The sequence below is a fragment of the Paraflavitalea devenefica genome (genome assembly GCF_011759375.1).
Classification (GTDB): Bacteria; Bacteroidota; Bacteroidia; order Chitinophagales; family Chitinophagaceae; genus Paraflavitalea; species Paraflavitalea devenefica.
Window position 1 is genome coordinate 1449544 of the sequence record NZ_JAARML010000001.1, and the last position, 18968, is coordinate 1468511.

The window sequence follows — 18968 nt, forward strand, 5'->3', positions numbered from 1 at the left end:
CTCATAATGAATTGATTAGCTCCTTTTCCGGTGGTTTTTGAACATTATCCCCCAACTTGTCGTTAATTTGCTGTCCCCTCTCCCCAAAAGAGGAAAAATCCATGATACAGTTTGAAAAGTTTACGTTGTCTAATGGCTTGCGCGTAGTGGTACATGAAGATCCGGCCACCCCGATGGCTGTTGTTAATATAATGTATGACGTTGGCGCCCGCGATGAAGATCCCGCTAAAACAGGCTTTGCCCATTTGTTTGAGCACCTCATGTTTGGTGGCTCGGTCAATATAGAGGATTTTGAAACGCCCCTGCAGATGGCCGGTGGTGAGAACAATGCCTATACGACCAACGATGTTACCAATTATTATGTGACGTTGCCTGCCGAGAACCTGGAAACGGCTCTCTGGCTGGAAAGTGACCGCCTGCTCTCCCTGGCATTCGATGAAAAGAGCCTGGAAGTGCAGCGCAAAGTAGTATCGGAAGAGTTTAAGGAGCATTATATCAACAAGCCTTATGGCGATGTGTGGTTCAAGCTCCGTGAAATGGCCTATCCTACCCATCCTTACCGCTGGATGACCATCGGCAAGGAATTGTCGCATATTGAAAATGCTACCCTGGACGATGTAAAGCAGTTTTTCTTTAAACATTACCGTCCGGTCAATGCCATCCTGGTAGTGGGCGGCAATATAAAAACGGCTGAAGTAAAGAAGCTGGTGGAGAAGTGGTTTGGCGATATTCCGGCCGGTGAAAAATATGTGCGCGCCATTCCGGATGAGCTGCCCCAGACAGCTCCGCGCCGTATGGAGGTAAAAGCCGATGTGCCCCTCGATGCTTTGTACAAATGCTGGCATATGGACAGCCGTATGGACCATGGCTATTATGTAGCCGATCTTATTACCGAAGTGCTCGGTGGCGGTGGTTCTTCCAGGTTGTTCCAGTCGTTGGTAAAGGAGAAAAAGCTTTTCAGCCATATAGAGTGCTATCATTTTGGCTCTGTAGATAAGGGCCTGGTAGCTATTGAAGGCAAGCTGGTAAAAGGGGTTAAGATGGAAGAGGCTGAAAAGGCGGTGGATGCAGAACTGGAAAAGCTCAAGAATGAAGGCATCAGTGAAAAGGAACTTACCAAGGTCAAGAATAAAACAGAGTCGGCCATTGCTTTTGAAGACATGAGTGTGATGACCCGTGCCAATAACCTGGCCTTTTATGAATTGCTGGGCGATGCATCCCTCTTTAATACAGACCGTGAAAAGTATTTTGCCGTAACCCGTGAAGATATCCTGCAATACAGCCGGAAGATCTTTGATGTGAACAATTCCAATACGTTGTGCTATTACAGCAACACCCTTCAGCAAGCTCAGGGTGACAAAGAAAAACGATTACAAACAATTTAGTGCTGATCTGACAATGCTTAACAGAACTGTTGCTCCTGATATAAAAGAACCGGTTGATTTTACGATCACTTTACCGGCCTGCCAAAAACACACCCTCTCCAATGGCATAGAAGTATATGCGGTTGATATGGGCAGTGAAGATACCTTAATGGTAAACTGGGTGTTTTATGCCGGTAACTGGTATGAAAGCTCAAAGGCGGTGGCAGCGGCTACCAATTTTTTGGTAAAGAATGGTACCTCCAAACGCTCAGCTTTTGATATCAATGAGCATTTTGAATACCATGGCGCTTACCTTAACCGGTCCTGCTATAATGAAACGGCGGAGCTTACGCTGCACTGCCTGAACAAACATACCAATGAACTGCTGCCTGTGGTGGCCGAACTGATCACGGACGCTACTTTCCCTGCAGAGGAACTGGCTATTTACCAGCAAAATGCCAAGCAACGTTTACAGGTAAGCCTGCAGAAATGCGAGTTTGTGGCCGGCCGGCTGATTGATGCCTACCTTTTTGGTGAGCAGCATCCCTATGGCAAATACAATAATGCAGAAGATTACGATGCCATCCGCCGGGAAGACATTGTTGCCTTCTACAATAACCATTACCGCAATGGCCGCTGTGTGATCTTCGCGGCCGGTAAACTACCCGCCGATCTTATTACTGAACTGGAAAAGCATTTCGGCTCCTTGTCGCTCCGTTCACACCGGCAGGAAATAACAGCCGTGCATCATCCCGTGCAGCCCGCCCCTCAGAAAAAGAGCCATGTGCTCAATGATCCGCAAGGCGTGCAGGCTGCCATACGCATAGCGCGTCCCTTCCCCAACAGGCATCATCCCGACTTCCAGAAGGTAATGGTGCTGAATAACCTGTTTGGTGGCTTCTTTGGTTCCAGGCTGATGGCCAATATCCGGGAGGAAAAAGGGTATACTTATGGCATTTACAGTTACCTGCTGAACCATATTAACGACAGCGCCTGGATGGTCAGCACGGAAGCAGGCAGGGATGTGAGTGAAGCTACTGTTACCGAGGTGTATAATGAGATGGCGCTCCTGCGCGATGAGCCGGTAGACGATGAAGAACTGCTGATGACCCGTAACTTCATGATTGGCACCATTCTCGGCGACCTGGATGGCCCTTTCCAGGTGATAGGCCGCTGGAAAAATTTAGTGCTTAATAATCTCGACGAAAGCTATTTTAACAATAGCCTGCATATCATCAGAACAGTATCCACACAGGAGTTACAGGAGCTGGCCAATAAGTACCTGCAGCCCGATCAGTTTTATGAGCTGGTAGTTATATAGGATAAGGATGTGCTGAATAAGTGTTAACTTCATAGCTATTGCCTATACACGCAACAGGCCTTTAAAAACATATGCTATGAATTTTATCATGCGCATCATCGTTACCTCGATCATTGCTTTTGGATTGTCTTATATCCTCCGGGGTGTTCATATTGATTCTTTCTGGGCCGCTATCATCTTTGCGATTGTATTGGCGATACTCAATGCCATTGTAAAGCCCATACTCATACTACTCACGCTGCCCATTACCCTGTTTACCTTTGGCCTGTTTCTTTTTGTTATCAATGCTGCCATTATATTGCTCACGGCCGAATTTGTAAAAGGGTTCAGGGTAGATGGTTTCTGGTGGGCTTTATTATTCAGTTTACTGCTTTCCATCATTACCTCTGTATTGTATAAAGAGAACCGGCGCGACCGGGAACAGTCCTATTGATGCGATCGGGAATTTATCATGATTGGCTGTTTAATAAATAGGAGAATCGCTTATCCAGTCTGAGTTACAAGGCAAACAGGGTGGCTGCAAGTACTTCATATAACGCAAACAAATATTTGATATTTTTATCGTGTTAACTTACTTTTAACATCATCACATCAACCTGCTTGCTCATATGCATTAAAGCGACTGCAATGCTTTACTGAAAAACAAGAAATCTTTTTAATTACGGCCCAACCGTATATCAGGCGCTGATTTGTCCAACTAAAACCAACTAAGGCATGAGAAAAACAACTTTTTACTCATGGTGCATTGCTTTTGCACCATCCCTCAATCATTTTCTGTATAACTCCCAAAAGTACCGGAAAAAATACACCTTAACCATGGATTAGCCCGTACAGGCATTATCCTGACAAGCTTATTGGTTTGTTTTTCTACATGTGCACAGAAGCTATAGCTCCCTGTAAGGGGATTGCTATGGCTTCTACCTTGTATTGCATCCATTTTTCCATGGAAGGGGATCCTATTTCTATTACTCAACCAAAACACTGGTACACATGCGAACACTGCTTTTACTTTTACTGCTATTCAGTTTTACTGCTAACAGTCTGCTTGCACAATCAAAACAATTGAAAGGTACAGTCACCGATAAACAGGGCCTGCCCCTTTTTGGAGCAACCATTAAGATCAAAGGGCATAATAAAGGCACTTCTGCTGGTGCAGATGGATCATTCATCATTACTATCGAACCAGGTGCTGTGCTGATCGTTTCTGCCATTGGGCACCTAACACAGGAAGTAAAGACCGGTACCTCCACTACCATTACTGTGGCGCTTGCCGATGATGTGAGAACGCTGACCGATGTGGTGGTTACTGGTGTAGCCCAGGCTACCAGCAAGGAGAAGCTGTCATTCAGCCTAACCAAAATATCTGCTGAAAAAATAAATACGGCGCCTGCACTCGATCTTTCGCAAACATTGCGGGGAAAAGTAGCAGGCATCCAGATAAGCCAAACCCAGGGCGATGATGGCGCTTCTGTATTTCTGCGTGGGGCCAAATCCATGTTTGGCAACATCAATCCACTTATTGTAATAGATGGATTTGTTACCAATTTCAGCCTGTCGGACCTTAATCCCCAGGACGTGGAAGCTATTGAAGTGGTTAAAGGCGCCGCTGCTTCCGCTTTATATGGTACCCGTGCAGAAGGCGGTGTTATACAAGTGATCACTAAAAAAGGAAGAGGTACAAAGGGAGTGGCTATTACCGTGGATAATGAAGTGGGCGTGAACAATATTCAAAGAACGCCTGAACTGGCCACGATGCACTATTATGTGCCCAACGATAGTGACCCTTATGGTTTTGCTTATGCAAGCGGCAGTACTACCACTCGCATCGCCAATTATAAGAGTAACGGATTTTCTGTCAACCTCAGCCCTTATAAAAATTATTACAATAATACCGATGCGCTCCTGGGCGATAATAGGTATTTCAGCAACTATGTGTCTATCGCCACTTCCGGCGATAAATACAATGCTTTCCTCTCGTTCAGGAATCAATATACGGGCGGAGTTGCCGAACCAATTGATCCCAACAAGAAAAAATCATTGCAATTACGCCTGCAGTTCAGGCCCACTGCCAAGCTGGAAGCAGAAGCCTATATCAACTACTTTAATGAAGTAAAGCCATCTGTTGCGGTGACTGGTAATGGGCAGGGTACTTTCTTTGCTGCCAGCCTCCAATGGGAACCGTTCATTAACCTGGCCGCCAAAAATGCCGCCGGAAACTATAATGTGCGGCCCGATGGCTGGAATATCCAGGGCGCCAATCTCAGCAATCCCATGTATGAATGGAGCAAACGGGAATACACCAATAATACGGATAACTATCTCGCCGGGGGTAAACTGCGTTACAAAGTATTGAAAAATTTGTCGGTCGAAGCGCTGGGTTCTGTGCGAAAACAGAATTACACTTTCTCCGATACCTATCCCCGTGGCTTTGAAACCACTACTACCAATGAATCATTGAATAATGGCAGTGTATCATTGGGATACAACTATTACCAGATGATCAACGGCCAGGCGCAGGTTAATTACAATACGAAGTTTGGTGAAGATGTTACTTTAGGGGTTACGGGAAAAATGGTGTATGAAGAATGGCAGGAAAAGGAATTTGGCGTTTCCGGTTATGATTTTAGCCGTAGCTCTGATATTTATATCATTGGCAATACCCGCACAGATACGCGAACCGGTTATGGCTCGGATATGTTCATCAACCAAACCGTGAATTATGGGTATTACCTGAATTTGCAAACTTCCTGGCGTGATAGGGTATTCCTGGATGCCCTGGCCCGTATTGACCAAAGTTCCCGGTATGGTGTAGATGAACAAACCGCTTTCTTTCCTCGGGTGTCTTTGGCTTACCGTATTACCCAGGACTTTAACCTGGGTGATGCGGTAAGCGAACTCAAAGCCCGTGTGAACTACGGCGCAGCCGGCAGTGTGCCTGCTTATAACTTAAAGAACAGCCGGGTTACTGTGTCAGCCAGCGGGTTTACCTTGAATCAATTGGCAAGTACCGAACTGCAGCGGTCTATTACACATGAGTGGGAATTTGGCATAGACGCGGTATTGTATAAGAAAATAAACGTGCAGGTCAATTATGCAATAGCAAGGAGCTCGGGCGATGTGGTAAGGCCGCCGGCATTTACGCCTTATGAGGCTGCTGGTGTTTATAAGAATTTTGGCGTTACTAAATCCAATTCCCTCGAACTGGAAATAAATGGCAATGCTGTTGAAACAAAGAATTTTAGTTGGGATTTTGGCCTCACTTTCGGCCGGGTAAGAAGTGAGATCAAGAGCCTGGGCGCCGGCCTTCCTCCTTTTACAGACGGACTGTTTTGGAAAGATGTGGGTGTAAGTCCCTTTGCCATGTATGGTAATAAAGTGCTAACCAGCCTTTCTGAACTTATAGTGGATAAAACAACGGGTAAAGTGACCAATGCTGCCGGCAGCGCCTATGCATTAAGTGACTTTACGGTTAACAGCCGTGGATTTGTGGTGTTGGCCAGCCAGCTTGGCACCAAAGATGAAAAGCCATTGTTGTTACAAAAAGGAGGGGCCAATTTATCTACGTTGATTGGCGATGCCCAGCCGGACTTCCAGGTGGGATTTACCAGCACCTTTACTTTTTTCAAGAATCTCACCTTATATGGAACCGTAGATTGGCAACAGGGCGGTCAGAAATACGATCAGACCACACAATATCTTTCTTTTGACGCACGGTCCAAAATATGGCAGGAATACGCTGCGTCGGGCCTGCCCCTCACTTTTTTGCAAACCCTGTATAACGGGAATTCTTATACCAGTTTCTGGGTGGCTAACAACAGTTATGTAGCCTTGCGTGAGCTTTCGCTCAGCTACCGTCTTCCCGGCCCTAAAAAGAGCAAGATCTTTAAGGATGCTACCCTGTCTGTTATCGGCAGGAACCTGTACACCTGGACCGATTTCCAGGGCAGTAATCCCGAAGGCAACCACGAATATTTCCCTTACCCGGTTTACAGGACTTTTTCAACGAGGCTGATACTGAATTTTTAAACTGCTTAAGAAATACAGCTAAAATGAAGGATATGAAAAAATATATTGTTATACCTGTATTGTTGATATGGGTATTTTCTTCCTGCAAAAAACTACAGTTTGACGATCCTACTACTTATACCCTGGAAGAAGGCATCGAAAAAACACCAGATTATTATTACAAGCTGGCTTCGGGCAATTTCTCCAATGCATTATGGAATATCAACTCGGCCTATAATTTTGGCTATGGAATAAGCGCCCTGGCCGACCAGACAACGGTTACTAACCGGGTGCAGGAGTGGTGGGATTTTGCCATAGAACCTCGCAAACGTTTGAATAATAGCCTCTCTTATGGAGGATACTTACATTTCAGCTCTCCCTATGCCAGCTTTTATACACCCAACCTGAACGCCAACGTGATCATTGAAGCGCTGGATAAAGGCGCGAAAGGGATTGATGATAAAGCAAGGGACCGGACCGGTGAAATTTATGCTATTGCTTACCTGATCAAAGGCATATCCCTGGGTTACCTGGGCGCTATTTACGACCGGGGGATCATTGCCAATGAGAACCTCGGCACTGCCGGTTCCAAAGCGCTTTCCAACTCCTACAAGGAAATGATTGAAAGCGCCATGACTTATTTTGATAAAGCCATTGCTGCCGCCAGTGCAACTTCCTCCATGACGGTATCTGATTTTTATATTAATGTAGCCCTGGACAAAACTAAGTTCATCCAGCTTGCCAACTCCCTGGCTGCCCGGCTACTGGCATCCGTACCGCGGGATAAAGCAGAGGCTATCGCACTTGGTGCTACTTTCTGGAATAAAGTACTGGCCTATGCCAATGCAGGCATCAAAGAAGATATTGTAGTGCCATATGTAAGCGGAGGCTATTACAACTACATGGCGCACTATGGCCTTACAGAAGCGGGTGGGGGTGCCTACCTTCCTGCTGATATTAAGGTGGCCTATTTTGCTGATAAAACAGGAACTTATCCCAGTAGCTATCCTTTGAACGAGTCTGTTACACTCGGGCCTGTTCAAACAGATGATGCCCGGTTTGCCCAGTATTTTAAATACAGCACCAACTTTGGTTACCTGAGGGTAGACAGGGGACGTAACCTTTTTTCCAATTATAAACACAATCGTTGGTCGCAGGGAGGTACTTACCCCAATACCCTGACGGTTACAGGTTATCCCAATCCTATTTTTTTGTCGGAGGAAATACGGCTGTTAAAAGCAGAAGCCAAAATGTGGGCCGGTGATATTGCCGGCGCTGCCGCCGAATTGAATGATCCGGCTGCCGACAGGATTGCCAAAGGAGGTCTGCCAGCCATTGCCGTTACAGAAGCGGCAGTAAGAAAAACCTTGCATTATGAATATGCCATTAGCATAGATGTATCAGGAAGCGTCATCAACCCCTGGGTATTTATGCGCAGGAATGATTTATTGCAGCCTGGCACCCCTACAGAGTTTCCCAATCCCGAACAGCAGCTCTTGCTTACGCCTGATCCCGTGTACACTTTTGGTGGAGCTGAATATGCCGGCGAAAAAGGGAAATGGGGTGAAACGGCAACCGCCGCTGCTACCAGTGGTTGGAAATGATTACCGACCCTTTTATATATAACACAACAACACAGGGGAGGCGTAAAGCCTCCCCTTTTTCAGTTGTAAGGGTATTGTCTGCTAGAAATAAGAAGAGTCCCAGCTAATGATACCCCTTGCCCGCAACAGTTTTTCCGTTTGCTTAAATAATTTCAACAGCAGGAAACTCACTACTGCCATAACAGCTATTACCAGCAGGGAGGTTTCTTTGATATGGCCTTCGAATAATGACTTATAGGGCAACAATAGGAAAAGCACGCCATACCATATCCCAAATGTGAAGGCTGTTTGCAAATAAATACCGCCATATACCTTCCAGTCGGGCGATGCAGGCTGGGGTGTATATTTTTTCAGTAAGTCATTCTTTTTCTTCAGTACATCATTACTTTCCTCCGGGCGGTCTTCCACCGACTTTTTACGCTCGAACAGGCGTGTGAGCTCATAGATGGGAACAGCGAGGATTACCAGGAGAAAAAATCTCCCTGATTCCTTCGTAGCAGCTGTATCTACATGCGACGTCACTAAAAGCAGGCAGCCATACAGCATAACACCAAAGATCGCTGCATGAAAAAGGATATTGGGGGTAATGGAGAGCAGGTTGATCCGGAATCGCTTCCACACATCATACCCTTCTTTTTCCTCAGTTTCCAGTAATGAGACTACAAATACTATGATCGACCAAAGCAGTAATATGGCCGCGGTAAGCAATAGTACCATACTGATCGCTTTACAGGTCATGTCCTGGCAGATCATACGCCAGGCATAGTTGCCCAGCAACCAACCGGGCAATACAGAGGGTAAAATGGTGATGAAACTGCGGGCCATCCGTTGTAAGAAATTCATAGCTTAAATTTAAAATATATCCATCCCCGGCTTCGTTACGATCTATATCTTTGGAGTATGCAATTTAACCGTAAAGAGCTGACCAACGAAACGTTGGTCCATTTTTATAAAAGCCTGTTGCTGCCCCGCATGATCGAAGAGAAGATGCTGGTGCTTTTGCGGCAGGGAAAAATATCCAAATGGTTTAGTGGCATCGGACAGGAAGCGATTGCTGTAGGAGCGGCGCTGGCCCTGGAGCAGGATGAATGGATCATGCCCCTGCACCGGAACCTGGGTGTATTTACCGGGCGGAATATGCCATTACATAAATTGTTCATGCAATGGCAGGGTAGCCAGGAAGGTTATAGCAAAGGCCGCGAAAGAAGCTTTCATTTCGGGAGCCGCGAACACCATATCTGTGGTATGATCTCGCACCTGGGGCCTCAACTGGCCATCGCCGACGGTGTGGCCCTTGCCCACAAGCTCCGCAGGGAAAACAAAGTGGCGCTGGCTTTTACCGGGGAAGGTGGTACCAGTGAGGGCGATTTTCACGAAGCGCTGAATACCGCCGCCGTATGGGACCTGCCGGTGATCTTCGTTATAGAAAATAACGGGTATGGATTAAGTACCCCTGTTTCGGAACAGTACCGCTGCGAAAACCTGGTAGAGCGTGCGAAAGGTTATGGCATGGAAGGCATTAAGATTGATGGCAATAATATTCTGTCGGTATATGATACGATTAAAGGGGTACGCGATTATTGCCTCGAAAAGCAAAAGCCTTACCTTATAGAATGCGCTACCTTCCGCATGCGCGGCCATGAAGAAGCCAGCGGCACCAAATATGTGCCCGCTTATTTATTCGAAGTATGGGAAATGAAAGATCCTGTCAAAAAGTTTGAAGAATTCCTGCTGGCGGAAGCCGTGCTGGATGAAGAACAACTGGTTATCATCAGGCAGGATATTAAAGAGTATATTGAAACGGAACTTTCCATAGGGTTTAATACTGCACCTGTAGTGGCGGATACAGAACAGGAACTGGATGATATTTATGCCCTGCCGGAAGCCGCCAGCCGCCAGTCAACAAAGGTCATTGATCATTCGCAGCCGCTATCTGACTCCGGACTTCCCACCTCCGAACTCCGCTTTATTGATGCGATCAAAGCAGGCCTTCACCAGTCTATGACGCAACATGCCAACCTTATTCTTATGGGACAGGATATTGCGGAATATGGTGGCGCTTTTAAAATAACAGAAGGCTTTGTACAGGAGTTCGGCAAAGAGCGTGTGCGCAATACACCACTTTGCGAAAGCGCTATTGTGGGCAGCGCCCTCGGCCTTAGCCTGGAAGGGTTTAAGAGCATGATGGAAATGCAGTTTGCCGATTTCGTTACTGTTGGCTTTAACCAGATCGTGAACAACCTGGCCAAGATCCATTACCGTTGGGGACAGCCTGCCGATGTGGTGATCCGCATGCCTGCGGGTGGAGGCGTAGGCGCCGGACCATTTCATTCGCAAAGCAATGAAGCCTGGTTTGCACATATACCCGGACTGAAAGTAGTATATCCTTCTACTCCCATAGATGCGAAAGGACTGCTGATCGCTGCGATCAACGACCCCAACCCGGTTATGTATTTTGAGCATAAGGCGCTGTACCGGAGTGTGAGCGGACCTGTACCTGATGCCTATTATGAAATTGAAATTGGCAAGGCAAGGGTAGTACAGGAGGGGGTTGATATCTCCATCATTACGTATGGCAGTGGCGTGCATTGGGCTACAGAATATGCCAATACCCACACCTACATTTCTTTCCATATTCTTGACCTGCGCACTTTGCTGCCATTGGATTATGCAGCCATCCGCAATGCCGTTGCCCGTACCGGTAAGGTATTGATATTGCATGAAGATACCCTGACAGGAGGCATTGGGGGAGAACTCGCTGCCTGGATCGGGGAACATTGTTTCGATTTACTGGATGCTCCTGTGATGCGTTGCGCCTCCCTCGATACGCCCGTACCTTTTAGTATTGAATTGGAAAATAATTTCCTCGCCAAAGCAAGATTGGATGAGTATATCAGGAAGTTGATTAATTATTAATCACTTCGTCTTTATGCAATTTATTTACCCCGCGCATCTTTCTTCAAATGCCCCAACTGCATGAGAAGAATAGCGCTACCCGTATTGCTTTCCTTATGGTCGTTTGCTTCCCTGGCCCAACATAACCTGTCTGGCAGCCGACAGAGTAGCGCTTATACTTATATATACCGCATTGATGCCAAAGAGACCAGCCTGCTATACCACTCCGACATGGATGAATTACAGGAAAAACATCTCCATACACGGGTGGATTCTTTTGTCACTGCTACAGAAAAAGCACCTGCGCTAAAGCCCGGCAATTATCTTTTTGTACAGGCAAAAGGAAACCGCCTGGCAGCAGCATTACAGACTATTGACGACCTGCAGATCAAACTGCTCAATAATAACCGCGACCTGCTTATTGCGGTGCACAATAAAAACGGTCAACTGATCAAGGATGCCCAGGTATTTACCGGCAACAGGAAGGTACCGTATGACGATGTATTCAAGGTGTTTCGCATACCTAAAAAAAGAAGGGCAGCACTCGTTACTGTGAATCACCAGGGAATCCTGCATTTTCTACCACTTACCAAACGACCGGTGAATTTCTGGCGCAAGCTCTCTTATTCATTTCCGCTTCGCTATGTGGTACAACCTGTTCGCAAACTCTTTAATCCCAGGTTCCGTTACCATCGTAACCGGAATTATTTTCACGGCTCTACTGCTTATGAAAAGAAGTTTACCGGCTTTATGGTCTTCAGTAAACCCAGGTATAAGCCCGGCGATACGGTAAAGCTCAAAGCATGGGTAGCTACCAAAGCCGGTAAACCGGTCAACCGCCCCTTACTGCTGCGGCTGACAGACAACCATTTTGACACAGACAGTATCCTCACGACCATTCAACCCTACCGCCCCGGCGGCTATGAATACAGTTTTGTATTAAAGGACAGCCTGGACCTTACGCTTGATGCTGACCATTTACTTACTCTCGAAGAGCAGAGCAGTCGTAGGTATGACCTGGACGAATATGATGGAGACCTGGACGAGGATGAATATGCCCTGAAACGTTCGGTATTGATGCGGGGTAAATTCTATTATGAAGAGTATGAACTGGCGGCTATCAATTTTACGGCCCGTAGTGATAAAAAAGAACATAACCGCGGCCATGAAGTGGCTGTTTATTGCAAAGCAACCGATGAAAACGAAATGGCCGTTATGGACGGGCGGGTAGAATTGCTGGTAAAGCCTTTGCCCTATGGGATGCATAGTTTTTATGCTCCTAAGGTGTTTTTGTCAGATACCTTATGGAATCATACGCAAACACTGGAAAGTATTGGCGAAACAAAGATCCTTATTCCCGACAGCATTTTCCCTGCTGGTTCTTTTGGATATCAGATAGTCTGTACTTTCCTGAACAGCAATAACGAAGAGAAGACGGTAACCCTGCAACAACATTTTTACAATGACCGCCGGCACATAGAGTTTGACGAGCAAAAAGACAGCCTTTATATTACACTGACAGAAGCGGGCAAACCGGTATCTGCCCCGGCAACACTCTATGTTTTTTATGGGAAAGACGACACCTTACGGCAACAGTCCTTGCAACTCCCATCCTCCATCCGGCTTGACCCCTTTGCCGGGTATTATGAAGTAAGAACAGACAGCCTCCGGAAAGAGTTTAGATCACAAGCGGCCGGGATTATCAGTTGCCGCTCATTACGTACGCGTGATTCAGTTATGGTGCAGGTGATCAATCCACATCACCTGTCTTTCTGGTACACGATTTTCGCCGGCAATAAAATTATTCATCGTGGCTATGGCGATAGCTTGTTGTTTATTGATCGTGTGCGTACACCGAAAAATTATTTCGTATCCCTGCAATATATTTATGAGAATCACCCCCAGGAGGCTAATTATGCCATTCCTTACAAAGACAAATTATTGAACATACGGGTGAACCAGCCTGCCGAAGTATATCCGGGCCAGCAGGTAAAGGTAGACATTGCTGTAACTGATAATGAAGGAAAGCCTGTTCCGGATGCTGATGTTACTGCCTATGCTTTTACCCGTAAATTCAATCATGTTTCTTTGCCCTCTATTCCTTACTTGGGTAAAATGTATAAACCCCGTAAAAGGTATAGTCAGTTCTATTTAGGATCTTCGGCAGAAGAGGAAGGCCGCATCCGGTTAAACTGGCAACGCTGGAGCCGGGAAATGGGCCTGGACAGCATAGAGTATTACCGCTTCCTCCATCCTGCCACGATTTATACCAATACAGAAGCGGTGAGCCATGGCATTACGCAAATAGCTCCTTTTGTAGTGCTGAAAGGGGAACTGCAGCCGGTGCACCTGCTGTACATTGATGAAGTGCCCCATTTCTTCAGCCAGGCGCAAAACCTGTCGCAATACAGTTTTGCAGTAAAGCCAGGCAAACATGCCCTCCGGATCAGGACCCATAACCGGCTTATTCACCTGGACAGTATCTGGGCTGCCGAAGGCATGAAAACATTCATTGCTATTAATGCCGATACTTCCAATAAGGTCATCCGCCAGCAGAGAATGCCCGATACGCTCTCCCCGGCTGAAAAGGACCTGTGGGGCAAATACATGATCCTGGTAGAGAATAATTTCAGCGACAGGATGGCCATCGTTGAGCAGGGTAACCGGCATACCGTGCTTAACCTGCTTACCGGCCGGCAGCTTTACCGGAATAATTTTTTCCTGACGGGACCGGTATCGCCCACCACCGCTAACCTGCAGGTTAAAGAGCGGTTTACCCAATCATTCCAACCAGAAGGCCATTATCTTTTCAATATTACCAAAGGACTGATCAAACAAAAACAGTTGCCTTACGGCTATTACACTTTTAACAAACGTCTTTCATGGGAGGCGCGTACCCCTGCCTTTAGTGATTTTGTACTGACTGCTGCTGACGTAGACAGCCTTTGGCAGGATTTCCTGGATCACCGCAACGCTACGGAAGACCTGTTCCGGAATCAACCGCTCAATAAGCAGGGCAATGGCCGGTTACAGATCGGCTCACCGGTTGATGTGCAGGACCGCCTGGTATTCATTAAATCCATTTTCCTGTTCCGTTATGATGATCCTGATTTTGCGCGCATCTATAAAGGCAGTACACGGAATATGGGGTATGTTCAGCCCGGTATGTACCGGCTCTTATTCCTGCTGAAGGAAGATGCTTATTTCATACTGGACAGTGTGCTCGTTCAAAAAGATGGCATCAATTATTATGATCCGGGAATCATTATTCCCCGTGCAAAAGACAGTACCAGCATGCGCATGTCGGCTGTTATCAACAACCGTGAATCGGGCTGGCGCAGCACTTACCAGAACGAAGACCTTGACCGCATTAAAGAGACTTTCAATAACAAATACCTTGACCTTTCCCGGTTTACCAAAACAATCTATGGCCATGTTACAGATCGAAGGACCGGCACACCCTTGCCGGGTGTCTCTATAGTCGTAAAAGGCACAAGTGTAGGTACTGCCACAGATGCACAGGGGTATTTTCAGTTGAATGTTCCTGAAAATGGAACCATTGTGGCCGGCTTTGTCGGGTTTAACGCTGTATCAAAAAGAATAACGGAAGAAAGCAGCTATGATATAAAGATGTCAGAGAGTGAAAACGCGCTGCAGGAAGTGGTGGTGGTAGGCTATGGTGTTGCCAGGAAGAGGGACATAACAGGTGCGGTTAGTTCTGTTACTACAGACGATATGTATGCAGTGGCAGGCAGAGCTCCCGGTATTATGATCCGTGGCCAGGGTTCTCTTCAGGCAGATAGTGCGCCGCCATTGGTACTGGTGGATGGGTTGCCTTTTTCCGGCGACTGGACTAAAATGGACCCTGCCTTACTGGAAAATATAAGCGTACTGAAATCTGCAGAGGCAACCGCTATTTATGGCTCGCGTGCCGCCAATGGGGTGATCGTGATTACCACCAAAAAGAATGCAACCGCCAATAATTCCCCTGAACAGGAAGAAGCAGCGCCGGCGCCGGGTAATACCTTGCGTACCAATTTCCGGGATGAAGCCTTCTGGCAACCGACCCTGCGTACCGGTGTAGACGGGAAAACATCTTTCATGGTCACTTACCCGGATGATATTACCAACTGGCGCAGTTTTGTAATTGCTATGGGTAGTCAAAAAAGGACCGGCTTTGTTGAAAACAGTGTCCGTTCATTCAAGGCGTTGAGCGGCGCTATTGCCTTGCCACAGTTTGCTGTAGCCGGCGACTCCATACAGGTGATCGGTAAGACCATGAATTATGGACTGGACAGTATAAGGGTGAACAGGGTATTCAGTGTAAACGGCACAGTACAGAAAGAATCGGCCATTGGCCTGCGCAATGCCCATATTGACAGCTTCCAGGTGGTGATCGTTCCGCAGCGGGATTCGGCCCAATTCAAATACACCATTCAAAAAGGAGATGGCTATTTTGATGGCGAAGAAAGAAGCATCCCGGTGTTTAAACAGGGCGTGCAGGAAACCAAAGGCTTCTTTGCTGCCCTGGAAAAAGATACCATGTTCACGATAGAACCTGATAAGACGCTGGGCAATATAACCGTTCATGCCGAAACTTCCGTTTTACCGGTATTGCTCGATGAGATAGAATCCCTGCGTAATTATGAATACCTGTGCAATGAGCAGGTGGCTTCCAAGCTAAAGGGATTGTTGCTGAAAAAGAAAGTATATGGATACCTTAAAAAAGATTTCAAGGAAGAAAAAAATATCCGGGAACTGATCAGCCGGCTCAACCAAAGCAAATCGCAGGGTGGCCTTTGGGGCTGGTGGAACAATAACGCGCCTGTGCTCTGGATCTCGCTGCATGTAACAGAAGCTTTGCTGATGGCCGAACAGCAAAAGTATCCCATTAATATCAACAAGCAGGGCGTTATTGATTACCTCGTATTCAATTTTGATCAGTACGGGCCTGCAGAAAAGCTATGCGCGGTACATTTATTACAGGCGCTCGGTTCCAAAGTGGATTACAAAAAATACCTGGACACGCTGGATAAATATGTACATCATGGAAGCCTCTATGAAAAATTGTATGTCTTAAGGTTAAAACAAAAGGTAGGCATACCCATAGCGCTGGATACTTTTATTACCAAACAGCACAATACCCTATTTGGTAATCTTTACTGGGGCGATGAAAGATATCATTTTTTTGATAACTCCATCCAGAATACCCTGGCCATGTACAACCTGCTCAAGGGAGCCGGCAACCAGGAACAATTGCTGAAGAAGATCCGTTATTATTTCCTCGAGAAACGCAGGGATGGCAAATGGCGCAATACCTATGAGTCGGCCCTTATCCTGGAAACCATTTTGCCCGACCTGCTGAGCAATGAAGCCACTGTGCAGCCTGCCTCTTTTACCATTGCCGGCAATCAGTCGACTGTTGTTAATACATTCCCTTATTCCAACACTTTTACCAGCGGAGAAAAGCTAACCATTACCAAACAGGCCGGGATGCCGGTTTATTTCACAGCGTACCAGCAGAGTTGGAATCCCGCCCCGCAAAAGGTAGCCGGTGATTTTATTGTTCAATCTTCCTTTGAGCGGAATGGCCAGGAAAAAGCGATCCTGAAAGCCGGAGAAGCAGTAACTTTAAAAGTGCAGGTGACGGTAAAAGCAGATGCTGATTATGTAATGGTGGAAATTCCTATTCCGGCCGGTTGTTCCTATAAAGACAAAAGCCAGTCCTGGAGTAATAATGAAGTGCACCGTGAATATTTCAAAAACAAAGTAAGCCTGTTTTGCAGCAGCCTGCCCAAAGGTGAATATACTTTCCGCGTGTTCTTATTGCCGCGCTATACCGGCCGCTACCACCTCAATCCTGCCAAAGCCGAAATGATGTATTTTTCGGTATTCTTTGGCAGGGAGGGGATGAAGAAAATCAGCATAAATTAATAAAAGCTATAGAGCTCTTATAGAGGACCTAAAGAGCACCTATAGAGGACTTATAGAAAGTATTCTCCGGGGATAATCCAGAGACCATCCGGAGGCCAAGCATAGGACAAGATACCTGGGGCCTATTAGCAGTTAACCTTATTTCCTGGCCGGTCCGTACAGGGCCACTCCACTCCTCGTTTTAGTATGTTTCCCTTCTTCCACCACCAGTTTGCCATTGACCAGTATGTATTGAAAGCCTACGGAGTATTGGTGTGGCTGTTCAAAAGTGGCTTTATCGCTGACAGTAGCTTCATCAAAGATCACGATATCAGCCGCCATACCTTCTTTCAGCAGGCCGCGGTCTTTCAGTTGGAACTTTTGTGCAGCTAGTGATGTCATGCGGCGGATGGCTTCTTCGAGAGAGATCACTTTTGCCTCCCGTACATAACGGCCCAGTATCCGGGCATTGGTGCCATAGCCGCGGGGATGCGGCATTCCTTTGCCAGGTACCGGTACCCCTGCATCGGCGCCTGCCATGCAGAACGGATATTTCATGATATACTTTACATCTTCTTCATGCATGCTGTGGTATACCATCTGCGCTCCGCCTTTCTCTACCATGTCCATAATGGTTTCGGCCTCGTAGCTGGCTTTTGATTTGCGCCCCATTAACTTATTGATGGCTGTAATGCTTTTCCCATTGTAGCTGCTGTCTGATGAATAATTGGCCACTACTGCATAGCTGTAATTTTTGAATTTGTAACGATATAACTGCTGCAGCATTTCTTTCTTGATCTGCGCCCTGATAGCAGGATTGCGTAACCTGGCTTTTATGGAATCCTGCCCACCTGCCAATGCCCATTCGGGCAAACGCACACCCAGGTTGGTGCTGCTGGCTGTATAAGGGTATTGATCAATGGTCACATCCCAGCCTTCTTTCCTGGCCTGTTCAACCAAGCCAAGGGTAATAGGACTTTTGCCCCAGTTGCCTTTGCCGCCGATCTTAAAATGGGAGATCTGTACCGGCACATTGGCTTCCTTGCCTACCTGTATGGCTTCATTGATCGCTTCTACAGCGTTGTTCTCTTCATTGCGGATATGGGAAGCATAAATGCCATTGTATCTGCCGGCGGCTTTGGCGAGGCTTACCACCTCGGCAGTATTGGCAAAAGCGCCTGGAATATAAATAAGGCCGGTAGATAATCCTACGGCGCCTTCTTTCATAGCCTGCTCCACCAGGCTGTCCATTGTACGTTGTTCCGCTAGGGTGGGTAAGCGGTTGTCGCGCTTCATGACCTGCTCCCGCACCGTATTATGACCTATCAAAGAAGCTACGTTGATGGAAGGGTGTAAGCTATCAATGCGGTAGAAGAACCGCTTTAAATTACCGGCAGAGCCGCCACAATTACCCGTTACCACGGTGGTCACCCCATCATAAATATAATTATCGGCAGTAGGCTGATCAAAGATGCCGCTTTCAATATGGCCATGTACATCAATAAATCCCGGCGCCACGATCAGTTTTTTGGCGTCAATCACTTTGGGGGCAGTATAACTGGTGAGCTTGCCAATAGCTATGATCTTTCCTTCCTTTACAGCTATATCCCCATAGTACCAGGAATTACCGGTGCCGTCAATCACCTTTCCGTTGAGGATAAGAATATCTGCTTTGTTTTGTGCTGCCAGGATGCCCGGTATCAAAAAGATAAGGGGGAGTAGCTTTTTTATCATTGGACTTGTACTTTTTTACCATGAAAAGTGCGAAAATGCCCCAATCCATGCATAATCCATGTGTGATCCATGTGTCAAACATGTGTGCTTCATTGGGGAAGTACCCCCTTTGACACATGGATCACACATGTT

At 46.7% G+C, this 18968-nt stretch carries 9 protein-coding genes; 7 read left to right on the forward strand and 2 right to left on the reverse strand.

Annotated elements, in window-relative coordinates:
* Positions 1-101 precede the first annotated feature (101 nt).
* The 5 genes from HB364_RS05895 to HB364_RS05915 all read left to right on the forward strand — a co-directional run bounded on the left by HB364_RS05895 (position 102) and on the right by HB364_RS05915 (position 8294).
* Complete coding sequence (locus HB364_RS05895) at positions 102-1385, forward strand: M16 family metallopeptidase (protein WP_167286940.1); 1284 nt, start codon at positions 102-104, stop codon at positions 1383-1385.
* A 13-nt stretch (positions 1386-1398) separates the two neighbouring features.
* Complete coding sequence (locus HB364_RS05900; protein WP_167286941.1) at positions 1399-2685, forward strand: M16 family metallopeptidase; 1287 nt, start codon at positions 1399-1401, stop codon at positions 2683-2685.
* A 76-nt stretch (positions 2686-2761) separates the two neighbouring features.
* Positions 2762-3118 (forward strand): phage holin family protein, encoded by a 357-nt coding sequence (locus tag HB364_RS05905; RefSeq protein WP_167286942.1) that lies wholly within the window; start codon positions 2762-2764, stop codon positions 3116-3118.
* A 557-nt stretch (positions 3119-3675) separates the two neighbouring features.
* The gene (locus HB364_RS05910) at positions 3676-6711 is read left to right on the forward strand and encodes a SusC/RagA family TonB-linked outer membrane protein (protein WP_167286943.1); all 3036 of its coding nucleotides are present in this window, start codon (positions 3676-3678) and stop codon (positions 6709-6711) included.
* Between the two features lie 32 nt (positions 6712-6743).
* Entirely contained in the window at positions 6744-8294 is a 1551-nt protein-coding gene (locus tag HB364_RS05915) for a RagB/SusD family nutrient uptake outer membrane protein (protein WP_167286944.1), read from the forward strand.
* Between the two features lie 81 nt (positions 8295-8375).
* On the opposite strand, the gene HB364_RS05920 is transcribed toward HB364_RS05915, so the two are convergent.
* Positions 8376-9137: a hypothetical protein gene (locus tag HB364_RS05920; protein WP_167286945.1), complete on the reverse strand. Its 762-nt coding sequence runs from the start codon at positions 9135-9137 to the stop codon at positions 8376-8378.
* Positions 9138-9194: 57 nt separating this feature from the next.
* On the opposite strand from HB364_RS05920, the gene HB364_RS05925 reads away from it, so the two are divergent.
* Positions 9195-11210 carry an alpha-ketoacid dehydrogenase subunit alpha/beta gene (locus tag HB364_RS05925; RefSeq protein WP_167286946.1) on the forward strand — a complete coding sequence of 672 codons (2016 nt, stop codon included), beginning with the start codon at positions 9195-9197 and terminating at the stop codon, positions 11208-11210.
* A gap of 60 nt (positions 11211-11270) precedes the next feature.
* Positions 11271-17123 (forward strand): carboxypeptidase-like regulatory domain-containing protein, encoded by a 5853-nt coding sequence (locus HB364_RS05930; RefSeq protein WP_167286947.1) that lies wholly within the window; start codon positions 11271-11273, stop codon positions 17121-17123.
* A 138-nt stretch (positions 17124-17261) separates the two neighbouring features.
* Here the strand turns inward: HB364_RS05930 and HB364_RS05935 are convergent, their stop codons facing one another.
* Positions 17262-18836 carry an N-acyl-D-amino-acid deacylase family protein gene (locus HB364_RS05935; protein WP_167286948.1) on the reverse strand — a complete coding sequence of 525 codons (1575 nt, stop codon included), beginning with the start codon at positions 18834-18836 and terminating at the stop codon, positions 17262-17264.
* Positions 18837-18968 lie beyond the last annotated feature (132 nt).

Coding starts and splice junctions, on each gene's coding strand:
- HB364_RS05895 (WP_167286940.1), top strand. CDS start 102: ATGATACAGTTTGAAAAGTTTACGTTGTCTAATGGCTTGCGCGTAGTG.
- HB364_RS05900 (WP_167286941.1), top strand. CDS start 1,399: ATGCTTAACAGAACTGTTGCTCCTGATATAAAAGAACCGGTTGATTTT.
- HB364_RS05905 (WP_167286942.1), top strand. CDS start 2,762: ATGAATTTTATCATGCGCATCATCGTTACCTCGATCATTGCTTTTGGA.
- HB364_RS05910 (WP_167286943.1), top strand. CDS start 3,676: ATGCGAACACTGCTTTTACTTTTACTGCTATTCAGTTTTACTGCTAAC.
- HB364_RS05915 (WP_167286944.1), top strand. CDS start 6,744: ATGAAAAAATATATTGTTATACCTGTATTGTTGATATGGGTATTTTCT.
- HB364_RS05920 (WP_167286945.1), bottom strand. CDS start 9,137: ATGAATTTCTTACAACGGATGGCCCGCAGTTTCATCACCATTTTACCC.
- HB364_RS05925 (WP_167286946.1), top strand. CDS start 9,195: ATGCAATTTAACCGTAAAGAGCTGACCAACGAAACGTTGGTCCATTTT.
- HB364_RS05930 (WP_167286947.1), top strand. CDS start 11,271: ATGAGAAGAATAGCGCTACCCGTATTGCTTTCCTTATGGTCGTTTGCT.
- HB364_RS05935 (WP_167286948.1), bottom strand. CDS start 18,836: ATGATAAAAAAGCTACTCCCCCTTATCTTTTTGATACCGGGCATCCTG.